The 18469-nt window shown below is 48.4% G+C and carries 13 protein-coding genes; 2 read left to right on the forward strand and 11 right to left on the reverse strand.

The features are described from left to right. Positions 1–17: 17 nt before the first annotated feature. Positions 18–206, reverse strand: coding sequence for a hypothetical protein (locus tag I8U27_RS05155; protein WP_181751551.1), 189 nt, complete (start codon positions 204–206; stop codon positions 18–20). Between the two features lie 195 nt (positions 207–401). Here I8U27_RS05155 and I8U27_RS05160 point away from each other — a divergent pair, with 195 nt between their 5' ends. Next, positions 402–1118, forward strand: coding sequence for a GntR family transcriptional regulator (locus I8U27_RS05160; protein ID WP_181751552.1), 717 nt, complete (start codon positions 402–404; stop codon positions 1116–1118). 399 nt (positions 1119–1517) lie between these two features. Here the strand turns inward: I8U27_RS05160 and I8U27_RS05165 are convergent, their stop codons facing one another. The 3 genes from I8U27_RS05165 to I8U27_RS05175 all read right to left on the reverse strand — a co-directional run bounded on the left by I8U27_RS05165 (position 1518) and on the right by I8U27_RS05175 (position 8927). After that, positions 1518–4328, reverse strand: coding sequence for an FIMAH domain-containing protein (locus I8U27_RS05165; RefSeq protein ID WP_181751553.1), 2811 nt, complete (start codon positions 4326–4328; stop codon positions 1518–1520). Positions 4329–4428: 100 nt separating this feature from the next. Next, the gene (locus I8U27_RS05170; RefSeq protein WP_198065851.1) at positions 4429–4884 is read right to left on the reverse strand and encodes an ABC transporter permease family protein; all 456 of its coding nucleotides are present in this window, start codon (positions 4882–4884) and stop codon (positions 4429–4431) included. Positions 4885–5033: 149 nt separating this feature from the next. After that, complete coding sequence (locus I8U27_RS05175) at positions 5034–8927, reverse strand: glycoside hydrolase family 2 TIM barrel-domain containing protein (RefSeq protein ID WP_181751554.1); 3894 nt, start codon at positions 8925–8927, stop codon at positions 5034–5036. Positions 8928–9186: 259 nt separating this feature from the next. On the opposite strand from I8U27_RS05175, the gene I8U27_RS05180 reads away from it, so the two are divergent. Then, positions 9187–9861, forward strand: a complete 675-nt coding sequence (locus tag I8U27_RS05180) for a uracil-DNA glycosylase (RefSeq protein ID WP_181751555.1) — start codon at positions 9187–9189, stop codon at positions 9859–9861. Positions 9862–9927: 66 nt separating this feature from the next. Here I8U27_RS05180 and I8U27_RS05185 read toward each other — a convergent pair whose 3' ends face one another. The 7 genes from I8U27_RS05185 to I8U27_RS05215 all read right to left on the reverse strand — a co-directional run bounded on the left by I8U27_RS05185 (position 9928) and on the right by I8U27_RS05215 (position 18427). Continuing rightward, positions 9928–11031 carry an alanine racemase gene (locus I8U27_RS05185; RefSeq protein ID WP_181751556.1) on the reverse strand — a complete coding sequence of 368 codons (1104 nt, stop codon included), beginning with the start codon at positions 11029–11031 and terminating at the stop codon, positions 9928–9930. Positions 11032–11202: 171 nt separating this feature from the next. Beyond that, positions 11203–12240 carry a ketopantoate reductase family protein gene (locus I8U27_RS05190; protein ID WP_181751557.1) on the reverse strand — a complete coding sequence of 346 codons (1038 nt, stop codon included), beginning with the start codon at positions 12238–12240 and terminating at the stop codon, positions 11203–11205. An 8-nt stretch (positions 12241–12248) separates the two neighbouring features. After that, entirely contained in the window at positions 12249–13262 is a 1014-nt protein-coding gene (locus I8U27_RS05195; RefSeq protein WP_181751558.1) for an NADH:flavin oxidoreductase/NADH oxidase, read from the reverse strand. A 34-nt stretch (positions 13263–13296) separates the two neighbouring features. Continuing rightward, positions 13297–15054 carry a M28 family peptidase gene (locus I8U27_RS05200; RefSeq protein WP_181751559.1) on the reverse strand — a complete coding sequence of 586 codons (1758 nt, stop codon included), beginning with the start codon at positions 15052–15054 and terminating at the stop codon, positions 13297–13299. A 47-nt stretch (positions 15055–15101) separates the two neighbouring features. Beyond that, complete coding sequence (locus I8U27_RS05205; RefSeq protein WP_181751560.1) at positions 15102–16253, reverse strand: M20 family metallopeptidase; 1152 nt, start codon at positions 16251–16253, stop codon at positions 15102–15104. 14 nt (positions 16254–16267) lie between these two features. Continuing rightward, on the reverse strand, positions 16268–17059 hold the full coding sequence (locus tag I8U27_RS05210; protein ID WP_181751561.1) for an SDR family NAD(P)-dependent oxidoreductase: 792 nt from the start codon (positions 17057–17059) through the stop codon (positions 16268–16270). Positions 17060–17110: 51 nt separating this feature from the next. Next, complete coding sequence (locus I8U27_RS05215; protein WP_181751562.1) at positions 17111–18427, reverse strand: MFS transporter; 1317 nt, start codon at positions 18425–18427, stop codon at positions 17111–17113. Positions 18428–18469 lie beyond the last annotated feature (42 nt).

Consider the following 18469-nt stretch of genomic DNA (forward strand, 5'->3'; position numbering starts at 1 on the left):
TGAGCGAAACAAGTCCATTATCTCCATTCACTTTTGGGATCGTAAAAGATATCAAAGCTTTTGCCGGTGACCCGGGTGATAAACCGGTCTTGTTTGACGATGGATACACCTTTTAATTGAAACTCAATGACTTCCTTGTCTAAAGTTACCATCTTCACACGCACCACCCCGTACGGTCCCGGCTTGCCAATCTGTACATCACTCATCGGCAGACACTCCTTTTAGCGAAGATCACCGCTCACTATTGATCTATATTTAGATCAATAGCCTTATAAAATTTTCCTAATTCCCTGTAATTAGTCTATATATAGATGATAAATTTGGCAATACCAAACTTTAAATTTTTCCAATTTTCCTTTAAACTAAAGTCTAGATTCAGCCGGCAAAGGAGTATATCAAACATGCCCAAAAATAATAAATGGCAAGACATTTATTACATTTTGCGGGATCGCATCCACCAGGGAGAACTCAGGCCCTGGCAGGAGTTTCCGACCAATTTTGAGTTAATGAAAGAATTTGAAGCCCATGCCGCAACGGTACAAAATGCCGTTAACGCTTTAATCGGAGATGGTTTGGTCTTTTCCGCTGGAAATACCACGCAAAGGAGAAGGGTCCGCCCTCTCCCTTCCAGGTCTCATCGCAGAGGGGATTTTATCGCGGAGCACGGAGGAAACAGCAAAGAGGTCTTAATCAAATGTAAGATTCTTGATCATATGGAGGATATACCAGAAGCAATCCAGGGGCAAATCACGCTTCCCGCTCTTTTTCATCATACTTTACAGTTAAGGGATGATATCATTGTTGCGGTCTCCCGATCCTACATACCGGATACCGTACCGCTGGAACCCTTGAAAGAACTCCTGGAACAACCGAATGCCGATATATATGAAACAATGAAATCCCATGGACTGAACCCAAGCGACTGTGAGGAAACGCTGATCTGCTCCATTGCCTCACCATCAGAAATGGAAGAACTGCAAATGCCTGAAAAGTCCAGAATTCCAATTGTTCGTATTACCCGCAAAGTATTTGACCCGGACGGCAAATTGCTCCTGGTCTGCCTGATGGTTGACCGGGCGGATTGTTTTGAGTTTCAGTATCGGTTTCCGCTATGTTAATTATGATCTATAAAAAAGCTTCTCTTCCTTAAAAATGGAAAAGAAGCCTTTTTTGAAAGTGATTTGACTGTCACTGTAGAGAGCTTAGTTGCTTTTTCCTTTATCACTGCTCATTTTTTTCGCTTGATCCGGCACTTGGAATCTGAGTACAAACTCTAGATCTCTGTAGGATCACCGATCATGTGAGCGGGAATGCGGATATCCATGCATTCTTGATTGGACTCCTCACTTTGCATTATTTCTTCTTGTGGATTAGAAAGTTGTTGTTTTTCTCATCGGTTGGTTCTGGTTGCTTCACGGAAGACACTCCCTTCTCTGGTTCTTTTTTTATTATTGCCCATTACAATCAAACACCCCCGTGTCTGAGTGCACAGGGGTGTTATACCTGTCATCCGGATTCTATTGCCACATCCTTTTCAACATATTGGCATCGACTTTGAGAAGTTCTTTTACTTGTCCGGTTACAAACTTGTCGGTCACTTTTTTGTTCAAGTGTTTCAGAAAATCATCGATATGTTTAACGGCCTGGTCTTGATGCCCGGCAGACAGTTGATGTTCTGCCTGGTTCAATTGATTTATTAGCTCAGCTGCAAGCGGATGTTTGATTTCACCGGAGTCTTCACACATCTCTATGAGATGACGGGTGGCTGGAATGCTGGTGCCCGCAAGTTCTTTATGGGCTTGTCGAAGCCGGATAAAGTCGGCCTTTTCTACTTTACGGTCGTAGGTGAGCAATCCGTTGATTTCGATTTCGACATCGGTGGTTTGCGTATACACTGCAGCGCTCAATCCGGTATCTTTCATCTGCTTAATCTGATCGATGAGCCCGAGGTAACGCTTGGTTAATGCTTCTTTACTTTCCTGCATTTCATAGTTAAACACATTCGGGCTCCATTCGTGTCCGGGTACTTTTAACCCAAGCCCCCCGTATTCACCCAGGACGGCCGCGCGGGTTGATGTCGGTGTTGGAGCACAAGGGCCGACATAGCAATGCCAATCGATCAGATCACCTACGCCCTTATCTGTCCATCCGCTGGCGTTATTAACAAGCCGGGTCGGGTCTAAGTCTTTTACCCAGTTGGTCAGCCTTTCCGTATCGTATTGTCCCCATCCTTCATTAAAGACGGTCCAGACGACAATGGACGGATGGCTGCGATGCTGGTCAATCATTTCCTTAAATTCATTTTCAAACTGTTGTTTCTTTTCCTGAGTGAGCGGCTGATGATAAAACATGCTTGGCATATCCTGCCATACTACGACTCCCAGTTGATCGGCCCAGTAATACCATCGGTCAGGCTCTACTTTCATATGCTTGCGAATCATGTTCATGCCCAGTTTTTTAACCACTTCAATATCAAATCTCAATGCCTCATCCGTCGGTGCCGTATAGATTCCGTCCGGCCAATATCCCTGATCCAGCGGCCCCATTTGGAACACAAATTTGCCGTTTAACATCGGGCGAAGGATGCCTTTCTCGTCTTTTGCCAACTTGATTTCTCTCATGCCGAAATAGCTGTTCACTTGATCACGGCTTGTCCCGTTTTTCAACTCTACCTTTAAGTCATATAAGAAAGGATCATCGGGTGACCATAGCGTTGGATTGGGAACCGGGATTTTGATTTCCGATCCTGCCGTCCCGCTCGCCCTGCCCACTTCTTTTCCATTTTTAAGTGCGATGGCTTCGACCGTTGCACCTTCCACCTTCTCACCTTTAACGGTTAATTTTAATATTTCGTTGTGGATATTGGGAACCATGTCCAACTGGGTGATATGGGCTGTAGGAACCGGCTCTAACCACACCGTCTGCCAAATACCGGTCACCGATGTATACCAGATACCTCCAGGATTGAGCCTTTGTTTTCCAATCGCTTGATCGCCTTTATCTGTCGGATCATACACTTCCACAATCAATTCATTCTTTCCTTTTACCAAGTACTCGGTAACATCAAAACTGAATGAATCGTAACCGCCCCGATGGGTTCCTGCCTTTTTGCCATTCACATATACGCTGGCTTCCCAGTCTACCGCTCCAAAATGGAGAAGAACCCTCTGCCCGGCCCAATCATCCGGAACGGTAAATTGTCGTTTATACCAGCTGCGTTCTTCATGGCGCTCCACTCCGGATAATTTCGCTTCCATTGCAAATGGAACGAGAATTTTCTCCTTTAAAGTTTTGCCGCTCGGGAGCGGGTCACCTTGTTTCGCTGGAGCAAATTGCCACTCCCCGTTCAAGTTCATCCATTTGGAGCGAACCATTTGCGGTCTTGGATACTCCGGCAAAACATTATCCGCCGACACTTTTTCCGCCCACGGCGATTGGATCAGATATTTCGAATGATTGACAACCAGACTGTTAAAAGCGGACAAAGAGCGGCCCTCTTTAGTGGTAAGGCCTCCTTTTCCATCATAGTTCAGCCTGACAACATCTGCATCCTTCCCATAAACGGGATATTCAAATTCAAGCATCATCACCGAATCATCGCCTTGTTTCAAAGAAACCTTTGAAATTGGCCATGGATGTCCCACGACATTCAAAGACAGATGATCCGCGATGCCGCCGGGAAGCGGATTTAATGGTTCAACAAATTGGATCTCTGCCGTTTTCCCGTCTTCAGAAATGCTGGCAGATGAAGGACCGTCGTAAACATAGCCTTCCGGGAGGTAAAATGCTTCATGAGGGACGATTTGTTTCGGCTGACTGGCACTGGACCAGTTGAGATACAGGTTCGCCCCGCCCCAATTCTCGAAATATTCCACTTTTATATCGTATTTTTTGCCTGCTTCCAGGGTGATGGGTTTCCCTATCTGTTCTTTGTCCCAATCATCGACCCAATGATCGATGATCAATTGATTGTTGATCCATAGCCTGAAACCATTATCTCCAATCATCGAAAAGGTATACTCTTCGGAATACTCGGGTTCAATCTGCCCCGTCCACCTTACCGTATTATACTCGTCCTGGCCGGTAAGAGATTTTAAAATCGGATTTAAGTCCCGAAAGTTAATGTTTGGATCAATGACCTCATCTTTTTTCTGGTAAAAATCAAACTGATCCCGTCCGGAACTGATATAATATTCACCCACCAAACCGTGGAGTTGCAGAGAACTTTGCCCGGTTTCCTCTGCCGAAACGCCGCTTGCAAAACCTCCGATTGCCTGGACTGCCAAAAGGATTAAAATTATCAGTATTGGTAAGGCTTTTTGTTTCATCATGCTCCTCCCCTTAATGGTGATATCAAATCATGCTTGTTTTTATGGAATTTGGAGCCTTTTATATCTTACACTTGAATCACCCCCCGGACGTTGCTGTCTAAGCTTCTCTCTCCTTTGTCACTTGCAAGCTATTTTGATTTGGCTTCAGTTGGCCGCTCCCGACCATGAGACCCTGATTCCGGCTGGATACAATGACTCTTTGTAAGACGATAAAAATACATAAGAGAAAACAGACGGCGATCTTGGTCCACCAGGAATTCAACGTCCCTTGAAAGGTGATGATCATTTGAATCACACCGATAACGCCGAGCATCGGACCAATCAGATTCTCATAGCCTCCCGTCAGCAAAATCCCTTCGATGACACAGGCGGTGATGCGTCCATTTCCATGCCCAGCAAAAAGAGCCAGGGCTATCACATCCATTTTTTGGTCAATAAAAGATCGGATTGCTTTCAATTGGTTTTCCTGTTTTTGCTGTGCATCGGAAAATTTCGTCAATAATAAACTGTTAATTCTAATAACCAAAGAAGCTTCTTTTTCATCTTTAACCAAAAAAGAAGCTTCTTTGCTGTCACTGTGGAACAGGTTCTGCTATTAAGCGAGTGCTTTAATGGTCTTATTCCAGAGGGTGTACCTGCCATCCAGTTGGGGAGACCTGAAACGATGCAGCAAATGCGGCTCATTATCCAGAATATGTCGGATCATCGTCCTGTTTTTCCCGACCTTCCCTGATCCTTCACAAAGTTTATTTCATATATTTTTCGGGTTAAACCATCTTCTGACGTAACTTGCACAGAAGCTGTACCCGGCAGCGTTAAAGGCGAAATGATAACCAGTCTGCCATGATCGGCAACTGAAGCTGAAATGGTTGGCATTGATTTTCCTGCCGGAAATGTGTAAGTTGTCTTATCGGCATCAAAACCGGCGACTGTCCGGCCGTTTATTTTTAAGTCTGTAAGTGCAGCGGTTGTATTCCAGGTAACCTCATTTCCGAAAACCTCAAACTCTGATATGGTGATATGGCCATTCGGTCCGCCCGGAGCCTTACTTGTCATATCCACCCTGATCTGTGTTGTTGTGACAGGGTCAAAGCTTATCGTTGTCGCCCCGTTTGAAGCAGCGGCCCACTTTACCTTGAGATTGCTTACAGGTACAAAGCTGCTGCCGTCCCAATAGGTAACTCTCAAAGAAGCGGGCAACGAACTGTTAGCGTTTGTCGTGAAATACATGTTCATCTTTCCAAATGACTGCGGATTTGGCCATTTTATCGCTACGTAATCCTCTTTTCTGGCACCCGACATCGCCGGCAGATTGGGAGTAGCCGCTACACTATAGCGGTTTGACCAGCCGCCTGACGATTTGTTTCCGTCAATCATGGCCTCCGGCAGGGTGTTATCAGCACCGGAGAAACTTGCCGTGGCCGTTGCTTTAAGCGGACCAGAAGCAAGTGCCAGATTTGCATTTGGTTTGTAATCTGCTGTTACTCTTATGTTTACTTTTGCCTTATGGGTTGTTCCCGCGACGGTGCCTTCCACCGTAAACTGTCCGGCAGTTTCATACTGGTCGGGGTCTATTTTATCCCATGTAACCGGCGCAAATTGATCCACACCGTCATTGTATACCACTCTTGCCTGTTTTGGCAGAGCCGGCGCCGTACCCGCCGCTGTAACGGCTGAATATGATTCAATCCCCGCCACTTGATACACAGTAATGACAGCTTCTGCTTTTATGCCTGTTCCCCGTACATGTCCTTTCACTTTATATACGCCGGTCTTATCATCCAAATGCTTTGGTAACTGATCCCACTTAACAGATAATGCTTTTTGGGTATTGTCCGCGTAGATCCCCTGTACGGTTTGCGGGAGTTTGGGGGTTTTACCCAGCTCCGTTCTCATATATACAGGTTCAAGGGCGATCAATTGGTTTTTGCCTTCACTTTTGCCTTTGTCTTTAACAGAATAAATCGTTATCACAGCTGGTTGTAAACCGGAAGATGTTGCTGTGATTGTAATCGCACCCACTTTTTCGGTTGATTGTACGATTGCCAGCGCTTTTCCGTTGAATGCCTCCCTTTGTGGTGCTTTATAGCTTTCGGAACTTTCCTGGCGGCCGTTATCCACACCCGCAAGTGTACCGCCCGTCACTTTGAATTTGATTAAATTGTTGGCACTTGGAACAACAACGCCTTTAGAATCAACAACCTCAACTGTCACAAACGACAAGCTTTTCCCGTCAGCAGTTATCACTTTTTTGTCAGGTGTTAATTTTAAGGTATAAGGCTCTCCGGCTGTTTCCAGCTCATCTCTGGCTACTTCTTTACCATCTTTTGTCGCAACGGCTGTTAATTTTCCGGGTGCAAACGGCACTTTCCAGGTCAGATGCAACTTACCGGCGCTGCCGTTAGGACTGGTGTAGCTGCCGGGGTAGGGACCATCAGTGACCGTTTTGTCGTCGCCCGTCGCCTCCGTTGTCTCTAAATATGTTCTGCCATCCACGGTCTTCTTTGTATCAAATTTTTTCTTGCCCAAAGATTTGCCGTTCAAGAAAAGCTCTACGGTATCTACATTTGAATATGCCCACACTTGCACTTCTTCGCCCGGTTTATAATCTGTCCAGTTCATCGGCAACAGATGAACCATTGGCTCTTTTGTCCATTGGCTCTTGTAGAGGTAATACGCATCTTTAGGGAAGCCTGCCGTATCAACCGCACCAAAGAACGAACTTTTAACCGGGAAGTGATTCCAGTATGGTGTCGGCTCACCAATGTAGTCGAAGCCAGTCCATAAAAACTGGCCTGCAAAGTACTTTCTGTCCCGGTCTTTTTTCAATCCGTACTCTCCGCTGAATGTCCAGGATTCCAGGTTGTTATCATATGAAGAAGTGGCCCGGAGTCCGGGGGTATAGTTTCTGGGAGTATTCAGGGAATCAGGGTCATGGTATACACCGCGGGTCGATGTTTCTGATGAGGATTCTGATTCATACAAAACCAGATTCGGATATTTCTTATGCAGTTCGTCAATAGATGAAGCGATGTTATAGTTAAGCCCTAATAAATCAAGCTTTTGTGCGATCTGATCTTGCGCGGACCCATTTGACGGCAGTTTTCGATACTTATCCGAACCGATTGTGATCGGCCTGGTTGTGTCAATCGATTTTACAGCATCAATAAGTTTTTGCGCAATCGTAACCCCTTTTGCCTGGGTTGATTCCGGAATCTCGTTACCAATGGACCATGCAACAACCGCCGGCCAGTTCTTGGCGGCGTGTACCATCTCTTTAATATCTCTCTCACCATGTTCCTTGAAGAAACGTGAATAGTCGTTATCGGTCTTTTTGTTTTCCCACATATCAAATGCTTCCACAATCATTACCATCCCTAATTCATTGCAAACCTGAATCAGTTCAGGAGATGGCGGATTATGTGACGTTCTGACTGCGTTTACACCCATGCTCTTCATGATTTTCATTTGCCGCAGCACGGCATCATCGTTTGTAGCCGCGCCCAGGGCCCCCAGGTCATGGTGCATATTGACGCCTTGCAGCTTCATGTATTTGCCGTTCAATGTAAACCCTTCATTCGGATCAAACTTAAAATATCTGAAACCGAATATTGTGGTATATCGATCCACTGACTTGCCGTTGACAACTACATCACTTTCCAATGTATACAGATAAGGTTTTTCAGTTGACCACAGGGTGGGATCATCCACTTTCATTTTGTCCTCAAATGTATATCCCTTGGTGCCAACCCTGGCGATTGAAGCAGTTTGAGCGACAACTTTTCCGCTGGCATCTTTAATCCTGGATATGAGTTTTACCGGTCGGGCCTCTCCGCTTTGATTGCCGATGTCCGTCTTAATACTCACATTTGCATAGCCGTCTTTGATTGTATGTTCAAGGTTTGGAGAGGTTACAAACGTCCCCCACCTCTTGACATGAATATCATCTGTAACAGTCAAATGAACATTTCTATATATCCCGCTTCCTGAGTACCACCTGCTCGTAGGCACCGGATTTTGAACCTTTACAGCGATTACATTGGGAGTTTTGCCGTCGGTGTACACCAAATCAGTGATATCGAAGCTGAATCCGGTATAGCCGTACGGGTGGTTTCCCGCTAATTTGCCGTTGACGTATACATAGGAGTCCATATACACGCCGTCAAAGTCAATGGAGATTCTTTTATCTTTCATTGCACTTGGCAGTGTAAACGCTTTCCGATACCAGCCCAAACCACCTTGAAAAAACCCGGTGCCGGCTGTAACGGGAGATTCGGAGGTAGGAGGCTGTTCGATGCTCCAGTCATGCGGAACGTTCAGTGTTCTCCAATCTGAATCATCATAGTCCGGGTCCTGGGCATTGGCATATTTGCCGGTTGGATCGTCTAAGCCTTTGGAATTGACCAAAGCAAATTTCCAACCCTTGTTAAAATCCAGAGATCTTGAATCTTCCGTCTTTATTCCATAGTCGACAGGCACGGGCTGTTCTTTGGCCATTACTTGGTTCACAGGCAACATACCGGTTACCAGCGTACTTGCCAGCAGAGCAGACACTATTCCTGAACTTATCCCTCTTTTAAACCATTTGCGTTTCATTCTTACTCCCCCTTCCGTTCATCTCACTTTAATCCCGTCTGCACCTCTAATAATTAATTAATTAAATAAACTCTTTATAGGATTATAGCACTATACTTCTCTGAAAGTCAATAATCATGGATTAATTCTGAATAATATTACAAAAACGAACGCTTTTTATTGCCTTTACATACATAAAAGTTCTGTGTAACAATGATGTTATTGACATACATACCTGTACCATTTTGGAGAGATCAAAGGACAGAGGGAGTGAAAAAGTATGTCAATCCTAAAAAATGATTGGGCCGATTATTTGAATCAAGAATTTGAAAAACCATACTATTTGAAGCTGAGGCAATTCTTGGTCGAAGAATATAACAGCCAGATCGTCTATCCGGATAAATACGATATCTACTCCGCCTTGCATTTGACCCCTTACTCCAACACCAAAGTAGTCATTATTGGACAAGATCCCTATCACGGCCCGGGACAGGCGCACGGATTAAGCTTCTCGGTCAAACCGGGGATCAAAGCGCCCCCCTCCTTGCAAAATATTTTCAAAGAGCTTCATGACGATCTGGGATGTGAGATCCCCAATCACGGATACCTGAAAAAATGGGCCGAACAAGGTGTATTGATGCTTAACAATGTGTTGACTGTCAGGCAGAGCAAGCCCAACTCCCATAAAGGAAAAGGATGGGAACAGTTTACCAGCCAGGTGATCAGTACCTTGAATGAGCGGGAACAGCCGGTGGTCTTTTTACTGTGGGGAAGAAATGCGCAGGAGAAAAAAGCTCTGATTACAAATGATCATCACTATATCATTGAATCAGCTCATCCCAGTCCATTTGCTGCCAACCGCGGCTTCTTTGGCAGCCGGCCATTTTCCAGAACCAACGACTTCCTACATAGCATTGGAGTTGACCCCATTGATTGGCAGCTCCCGAATATCTGAAAAACATATACACAGCCCGGCAACAGTTGAATGATGCCGGGCTGTTTCATTGATGGGGAGTCCCCGTTACTGAACTTTCCCCCGGGCTTCAATCCTCCATTGATCGATCACTATTCCCTGTCTGTGGACAATGACATGATCAAACAGGTTCATAACTGTACAGGCATGATTGGGAATGATCTGTACTTTATCCGTTAGATCCAGTGTGGTTTCTCCGTCAATTGAAGCAATCCCGTGCTCTTCCGACAGCCGTTCAATCCTTATTTCCGGATGATCAACCACATGGCCAAACCCTTTCACCGTGGCATTTCCATGGGCCCCCTGATCAAGGGACAGAGCCTTACTCCCGGTGTCAAAAATAACTCGTTCCCCGCTTCGCTTGCTAACCACACTAGCCAGCAAGCGAAGCGCACACTGATCGATTGAAGCCACCCCGAGCCCTACCTGGATGGCATCAAAAAACACGGCATTTCCGGGGCGAACTTCGGTAATACCCGAAACTTTACCCGCAATTTTGTAGGTTGGTGTTGATCCGACACTTCTGGCCGGGATGGGGATTCCCTCTTTCTCACACAAAGCGGCACTCTCTGCGACTGCCCGGCCTTCGGTTAAGGCAATTGATTCTATTTCCGCCATGGACGAGGCTGCATAAGAATGGCCCGCATGTGTAAAAATCCCGGTTAGGGTGAGGTTTGGCATATTGGCGATCTGTTTGGCCAGCTGCAACACTTCCCTGCCGGGTTCTACGCCGCACCGGTTTAAACCGGAATTTACCTTGATCCAGACCTCTAATTCCCATGGGGTCCCCTGCAGAGAATCCTGAAGCAGCTTTGCCTGTTTAACGTGATCAACGGCCACCTTGATTTGTGCATCCTTCATCAAAGCAGATAACCGGTTGATCTTTTCAGGTGCAGAAATCGGGTAGGCAATCAAAATATCTTTGACCCCTCCACTGGCCATGACCTCTGCTTCAGATATTTTGGCAACAGTGATGCCCACAGCCCCTTTTTCTATTTGCCGCCGGGCAATCTTCAGGCATTTGTGGGTTTTGATATGCGGACGCCAGTTGATCCTCTGTTCACTGGCAAAATCAGCGATCTCGTTTAAATTTGCTTCCATTTTATCTTTATCCAGCAAAAGCGAAGGTGTATCCAGCTGGTCTATTCTCATGCTGATCTCCTCTCCAATCCAATCGGGCTCTCTTTTAAAGGTTTCTTCATCTGGCTTACTCCTTTTTATTCTCATTTTACCAGTATACACTTGTTCCAAAATATAAAAAATTCCAATCAATAAAAATAAGCTGCCGCCTTAAGCAACAGCTTATATTTTATTGATTTTCAATCACACACCTGTGTTTTGCCGGTGAATCGTATGCAGTTCGTCCAAATTGTGAAGGGAAAGATTTCTGTTTCCTTGCTCAATCTCCTGAATCATCAACAGGGTTGCCTTGGTCAGCCTCATTTCCAATCCGGCTGCTTCTCCTGCCGCAATCACCGGCTTCAGGTGGTACGGAACCTCCGTCTTCCGTTTTCTCACCGCCAGGTCACGCCAGATCCCCGTTCTCGTTTTGGTATAAGTGCGAAGCCGGGCCACCAGCTTGTCCAGTTGCCGGTTGATCTCGTCCCAATCCCGCGAACTGACCGGATAAGCCAGTGCCGGTTCCCAACCGTCAAATCCCATCGGCACCACTCCCTGCTGATCGGCCACGGCCAGCACTTCTGCTGCCAGATCAAGCAGCATAAGGCGGTTAGACTCGGTTGACAGCACGTCGGCAATCGTCTCATTGGTCAGAGCAGTAGCGGTAAGCACGGCACCGTACGCCAGTTTACTCCACAAATAGCCCCAAATGTTGTCGGTGGAGTGAGCCGTCCCCCACGCGCGTAAACGGCCAACGAGATCATGCACGCGCGGTGAGACAGTGCCATCCAGTTCCCCGAGGTATACACTGCCAACCCCGCCGTATTCAATTAAACCAGGTTCCAGATAATCGGCGAAAAGGTTGACAAAGCAACCCACAGTTCTTTCTTGTCCGATCAAACCGGCGATTTCTTGTTCACACAAACCGTTTTGAAACGAGACCACCACAGAAGCCGGAGTCAGCAAATGCTGAATGGATTCGACCGCTTCTCTGGTATGTTGTGCCTTTACACAAAGAAAAACTGTTTCCAGCCTCTCTTTTCGGGCAAGCAGTTCATCTGTTGTAAAAGCTCGTACTGGTACGGTGAAGGTTTCAACTCCATTTATGGTTAATCCGTCCATTCTCATTTTTTCCACATGATCCGCATCTATATCGACAAAAGTGACCTGTTCTCCCGCTTTACCCAAATAGCCACCGATCACTCCGCCAATCGCGCCTGCTCCGATAATGGTAATATTCATTTTTTGGTTCACCCTCCGTACCCGAGATTGTAAACGCCGGGCAGTTCCAGCTCTGCTCCAAGCGTGACCGCCGCTTCTTTTACCCAGTACGGATTGCGCAACATCCCCCTGCCGATGCAGACGAGGTCAGCCTGGCCATTGCGTATGACTGCTTCGGCCAGATGCGGATTCTCCAGCTTGCCTACAGTAATGACAGGGAGATCCAGTTCCTTTTTGTAAACTTCCGCATAAGTTACCTGATAGCCGGGGTAAACCTCCGGGCGCGCCGGGGAGTCTCCGCCTGTGCTGATGTCGAAAACATCAACTCCTGCAGCTTGAAACAGGCGGCAATGAGCAAGCATTTCGTCAAACGTATAGCCGCCCTCGCTGTATTCCACGGCGGAAACGCGGAAAATGAGCGGCATCCCCTCAGGCATCGCCTGCTTTACAATATGGATCACATCCAGGGCAAATTTCACCGGATCACCATATTCATCATTCCGCTTATTGCTGGCAGGCGACATGAATTGGTGGATCAGATAACCATGCGCTCCGTGTAATTCAATCGTATCAAACCCTGCTTTCACCGCCCGTTCCGCACCACGGCCAAATTGTTCAATAATGGTTTCAATTTCTGTTTTGCTCAATTCCTTTGGCACCTGATTTTGCGGAGAGAAAGGGATGGCTGAAGGGGCAACAGCCTGCCCGTCCAGCATGGATTTGCGGCCGGCATGGGCGATTTGCAGCCCCACTTTGGCACCGTATTTATGACATTCTTCAACGATTGGCGCAAACGCATCCACATGTGTATCATCATAAATTCCCAGGCATTTTTCCGTAATCCGCCCTCGTGGTTCTACATTGGTCATCTCCATGAGAATCAGTCCTGTGCCGCCAATGGCACGGGAGACGTAGTGAACCATGTGCCAGGTTTCTGCCTTTCCCTGTCTGTTCACCGCCTGGTACTGGCACATGGGGGACATTACGACACGGTTTTTTATTTCCAGCTTTCCTAATGTAATCGGGTCAAATATTCCAGCCATTTTGGTCAATCCTATCCTTTTTATAATTGTCTCCTCACAGTTTCTGCAATTGATCAAGTGCGGCCTCCGTCTCTGCAATTGCCTCTCTGAGGGCAAAGTTGACGCGGTTCACCCGCCGTATCAGTACGGTTCTCAATTGATAATACTCATCGCTTCCCGCTTGTGCTTCCGCCAGCCTGTCAATTTCCGCCAGCGCCGGCAGCGGAGCCTGTTTCATCGCAAGATCATGATCAAAAATGCTGCCCCTCACATAGTTCAACGGCACCAGAATACGGGAAAGCCGCATCATCGTTTCATTCGCAACCTGTAACTGTTCAGCGGACAATGAGTTTCCCTGCTCCAAACAGGCATAAAATTGTGCAACGACTTCCTTTAGCCGTCCGGCTCTCTCCAGCGCGGCTGTCAGATCAAGCCGCTCGCCCGCCTTTTCCTGATATTGCTTCAGATACCCGATCAACTCTTCTACAGCGGCCCGTTGGTCAAGCGGGAGCAAGGCTTGCGAACATGCGTTGTACACCACATCAAGATAAACTTTGCAATCCCGGACCAGATAGCGGGGGTCCAGTTTGTCGGGCGTATCTTCGGTTGTATGCCACCACCAGCCAAATCCTCCTGCCCGTCCATCACCAAAAAGCAAAGCGAAGGCCTGCGCGGCAGGATCATCGGATCGTGCCTGTTCAGACAGGCCCATAAACAACGAAGGCGTGCCCGTCCCCCAGAACGATTGGTCGCCGGCTCTGCCAAACCGTGATCCGTAAAACTCTTGTCCGGCAATCAACCCTACTGAACGCTCGGCCAGGGATTTCGTTTCAGCCATGCAATTGGCTTCCCCAAGTACAACAGCTCCCTTGCCGCCCACGGAGTCGATGTTGATATGGAGCACACAGTTGTCATACAACTCTTCCCAATGGGTATCACAATACCAGGCCGACCCCGCGTAACGGCCGTGAGAGTGGCCTGACCAGAAGGCCAGACGCAGGGTGCGGCGCAACTTGTCGCGATGTTTGGCAAGGATGCGGGCCACCTCCAGCATCGTCGCATTCGCCGAACCGTTGTCCATTGCTCCATAATGCCATGAATCGATATGACCGCTAAACATCACAAACTTTTCCGGTTCAACATTTCCCCTGATCTCCGCCACAAGCGTGGGAATTTTCCGCCAACCGGTATCAACCTGCGTTTTCATCCATACCTTCGTCGTTCCTTTCGACTGCAACGCTGCTTTGATCCGATCCCCATCCGCCCGGTTCACTGAGACCACAGGGATCTTGGGCAAAAGTGAAAAAGTTTCCGGTGTCGGATTTCCCCAGACCGGAGAAACAATCATTTCATGGGTGTAGGCGGCGTTAATGAAAACTGCCCCGGCTGCTCCTGCTTCCTGCGCCTGTTTGACCGCGCCGGGAATGGCCAAACCATCAAGCAAAACGATTTTCCCGGCTGCATCCGCTTCCCTGTAGTCCTGAGGGCTTCCTTTGCCAAGATAAACCAATTCCGCTTCCAATCCGGCTGCATCGGTAGGGATTGCCATCGCATGTGTGATACAGCGATATTCCACACCGGCCACGCGAAGCTGAGCTTTGCCGGGCAAGCTGATATACGCATCGCTGTACATCAGATCCGTGGATAACCCGAACTCTTCCAGGGTTTTCTTCACATAGAGAAATGCGCGTTTTTCCTCCGGTGTTCCGGACAACCGTACCTCAGCCGCCACATGTTGGGTATATTCCAGCAGTCGGGCTTCACTAACCTCTGCCATCAGCTCCTGTTCCCTTTTACAAAACTCGTATTTCATATTGTTTTGCCACCTTTCTGATGATTGCTGCAGAAGGGATAAGGTTTTCATACCTCGCACTGTCCGCCCAGGCTGGCCAACAATAAGGCCACCAGCGCACTGCGCACCGGCATTTCTGAAACCACCAGATGCTCATGCACGGCATGGGCACCATCACCGACAGCACCCAAACCATCGATGGTCGGGGCGAGCGGTGCAGTGAAGTTGCCATCGCTGGCTCCTCCGGTCGCTGCTTCAGGCAGATCGAAATTTAACTCTTCCTTAGCCAGTTTTTTCGCCAGTTGATACATGGCCGCTACCTGTTCGGTACGTTCAAGCGGCGGCCGGTTAAGTTCGCCGGTAACAGTCAATCCGGTCCCTTCCGTTTGCGGCTGCAATCCAAGGATCACGGGCATGAGCCGCTCCGCTTCTGCCTGGGTCGTTATCCGCAGGTCGATCTCCGCTTCCGCTTCCGCCGCCACCACATTGGAGGTGGTGCCGCCGCGAATCACCCCGACATTGACCGTTGTTCCGGTACTGTAATCGGTGAGGCTGTGCAGGTAGGAAATCTGCCGGGCCAGCTCCTCGATGGCACTCCTTCCCTTGTCATGGTCAATTCCGGAATGAGCAGGCTGTCCCTTCACCTTCAAGTGAAACATGCCGACTCCTTTGCGTGAAGTTTTCAGGGCACCGTTGGGAGACATCGACGGTTCAAGCACCAGTACATATTTGCTCTTTTTCGCTTCTTCTTCAATCAGCGGGCGTGAGGTGGGACTCCCGATCTCCTCGTCCGAGGTAAACAGGTATACAACCTTACAGCACAGTTGTTTGCGCAGCATGTGAAGCGCATGCAGAGCATAAAGCCCCTGGACCAGGCCGCCTTTCATATCAAAAATGCCCGGCCCGTAAGCTTTCCCCTCTGTAATGCGAAACGGCATCTTCTCCAGGTCCCCATGCTGCCATACGGTGTCAAAATGGGCGAGCAGCAGGATTTGCTCCTCGCCGCTGCCCCATTCGCCCCGAATATGGTTCCCGTACAAATCGTTTTTGATCACCGTCGTGCTTCCACCGGTCAGTTCCGTAAATCGTTTTGCAATTTCCACTCCGAGCCGGTCAGTCAACGCTTTTTCCCGGGATGGCGACTCCAGTTCAACAAATCTCTTTAAAACCGCCAGCATCTCCTCTTGTTTCGACTGCAAATATTGTAAAACTTCGTTCATGCCTTCCCCGCCTTTCATTTTGATTGGAATACGCGGCCTGCTGAATAACCGCCGTCAATGAGCAAAGTTTGACCAGTGACGTAGCGGGATTGGTCAGTGGCGAAAAACAGCACCCCTTCGGCAATTTCTTCAATCAGAGCGGCACGGTTCATCGGGCAGTAGGAGAGCTTTTCCTGATGCTCCCGGACCGCATCCTCCGTCACCAGCGTTGACAACAGAGTTTCCGTCTCCACAAGTCCGGGACCCAATGCGTTGACGCGGATGCCATGTTTCGCCCATTCCAGCGCCAGCACCTGAGTCAACATTTTGGCCGCCGCCTTAGAGGAACAGTAATGAGCCACACCGGGTCTGGCTACTTCGCTTGCCGTGGAGGTAACATTGATGATCCGCCCGCCCTTTCCCTGGCGGATCATCACTTTGGCTGCTGCCTGGGACAGAAAAAATACTGCTTTCACGTTCACATCAAACACAACGTCCCATTCACTTTCGTCGATTTGCAGCGCGTTGGTCGATGGGTAAAGCCCCGCACAATTTACCAGAATGTCGATGCTCCCAAAGCTTTGCAGCGCAGCCTCCACAACCTGTTCCGCTGCAGAGTGTTGCCGCAGATCAGCCACATGATAAGCTGTTTTCTCTTTTCCATACTTTGCTTGCAGCTCTTTGACCGTGTCAGATGCCCTGGCCTCATTCACATCAGCAATCAGGACAGAAGAACCGGCCTGCAACAGTGCCTCGGCAATTCCCCTGCCGATTCCGGAAGCGCCTCCGGTGACAATAGCCACATCCTTTTGCAAACAATACTTCATCCCGCTAAACCTCCTTTCCCGGTCATAAACCGAGCGCAATGGACCCCCGCTTTACTTGAGCGGCTCTTTATACGTTTCCTTGATCCCGAACAAGACCAGCATCGAAATGACGGCACAAGCGATGACATAATAGGTTGGCGAAGTATTATCCCCGGTCGCGGAGATCAGATAAGTGGCGATAAACGGTGCGGTGCCCCCAAAAGCAGCTACCGAGATGTTGTATCCGACGGACAGTGCGCTGGCACGAATCTTGGTTGGGAACACTTCGGCAATCGCTGCCGGTCCAGGACCTGAATAGGCGGCCTCAAATATGGCCAGCAGCATTTGAGACAACAGAATAATGACAAAACTGCTGTGTTCAATCAACGAAAACAACGGGTAGCTGAGCAGGGCAAAGCCGATGGTAGAAGAAATCAGGACCGGTTTTCTGCCGAGCCGGTCGGACAGCCACCCCATGACCGGAACAAGCGAGATGAAGAAAGTGATCACGATCACATTAGACAGGAGAGACAACGACATCGGCAGATTAACCACTTTGGAAATATAGGTGGGCATGTAAGTGAGCAGCAAATAGTACGAAACCGTCCAGTGGATAGTAAACCCGATGGCGATCAAGATTTCCTTTGGATGATTTTTCAGAGTGTCGAGAAGCGGCTTCTTGGACACCTTTGTATCCTTGGCAATCTCTTTGTATTTGGGTGTTTCATCAATGCGCATACGCAGATAAAGACCCACAATTCCGACGATGATCCCGAGCAGAAACGGAATGCGCCAACCCCAGGCGGACAGTTCCTGCGGTGAGAAAATAGTTGTAAACACCGTAGCGACGACAGAACCGACCAGCAATCCGGCTCCGGTGCTAAACTGCTGCCAGCTGCCATAGAAACCTCGCTTTGACTCCGGAGCATATTCAACGATAAATGAGGTGCCGCTGCCCCATTCCCCGCCAGCCGACAATCCTTGAACCAGCCGGGCGATGACCAGCAAAATCGGCGCCAGAATGCCGATCTGTTCATAAGTAGGCAAAATCCCCATCACAAATGTGCTGATTCCCATTAAGATCACGGCCAGCGACAACGCTTTTTTGCGGCCGACACGATCACTGTACGGGCCGAAGAAAAGAGCTCCAAGCGGCCGCATGATAAATCCGACGGCAAATACAGCAAACGAAAGAAGCAATGATGCCAGCGCATCAGTAGCCGGGAAAAACAATTGTCCGATCACCGGGGCAAAGTAGCCGTAAATGGCCCAATCGTACCACTCCATAATATTACCGAATGTTCCGGCTATAACCGCTTTTTTCGCTTGCGCCGGGCTGATGGTCTGTTTCCCGGTATCCCTTTGATTTAATTCCAGGTTTACTGCCATGGGCTCTACCTCCTCATCTCATCTTGTTGACTGCTTCTTATA

This window comes from Paenactinomyces guangxiensis (assembly GCF_016055185.1).
In the GTDB taxonomy this organism is placed as follows: Bacteria; Bacillota; Bacilli; order Thermoactinomycetales; family Thermoactinomycetaceae; genus Paenactinomyces; species Paenactinomyces guangxiensis.

Bases quoted from the DNA above. Each gene is read 5' to 3' on its own strand.
- I8U27_RS05155 (WP_181751551.1), bottom strand. From the start codon at position 206: ATGAGTGATGTACAGATTGGCAAGCCGGGACCGTACGGGGTGGTGCGT.
- I8U27_RS05160 (WP_181751552.1), top strand. From the start codon at position 402: ATGCCCAAAAATAATAAATGGCAAGACATTTATTACATTTTGCGGGAT.
- I8U27_RS05165 (WP_181751553.1), bottom strand. From the start codon at position 4,328: ATGAAACAAAAAGCCTTACCAATACTGATAATTTTAATCCTTTTGGCA.
- I8U27_RS05175 (WP_181751554.1), bottom strand. From the start codon at position 8,927: ATGAAACGCAAATGGTTTAAAAGAGGGATAAGTTCAGGAATAGTGTCT.
- I8U27_RS05180 (WP_181751555.1), top strand. From the start codon at position 9,187: ATGTCAATCCTAAAAAATGATTGGGCCGATTATTTGAATCAAGAATTT.
- I8U27_RS05185 (WP_181751556.1), bottom strand. From the start codon at position 11,031: ATGAGAATAGACCAGCTGGATACACCTTCGCTTTTGCTGGATAAAGAT.
- I8U27_RS05190 (WP_181751557.1), bottom strand. From the start codon at position 12,240: ATGAATATTACCATTATCGGAGCAGGCGCGATTGGCGGAGTGATCGGT.
- I8U27_RS05195 (WP_181751558.1), bottom strand. From the start codon at position 13,262: ATGGCTGGAATATTTGACCCGATTACATTAGGAAAGCTGGAAATAAAA.
- I8U27_RS05200 (WP_181751559.1), bottom strand. From the start codon at position 15,054: ATGAAATACGAGTTTTGTAAAAGGGAACAGGAGCTGATGGCAGAGGTT.
- I8U27_RS05205 (WP_181751560.1), bottom strand. From the start codon at position 16,253: ATGAACGAAGTTTTACAATATTTGCAGTCGAAACAAGAGGAGATGCTG.
- I8U27_RS05210 (WP_181751561.1), bottom strand. From the start codon at position 17,059: ATGAAGTATTGTTTGCAAAAGGATGTGGCTATTGTCACCGGAGGCGCT.
- I8U27_RS05215 (WP_181751562.1), bottom strand. From the start codon at position 18,427: ATGGCAGTAAACCTGGAATTAAATCAAAGGGATACCGGGAAACAGACC.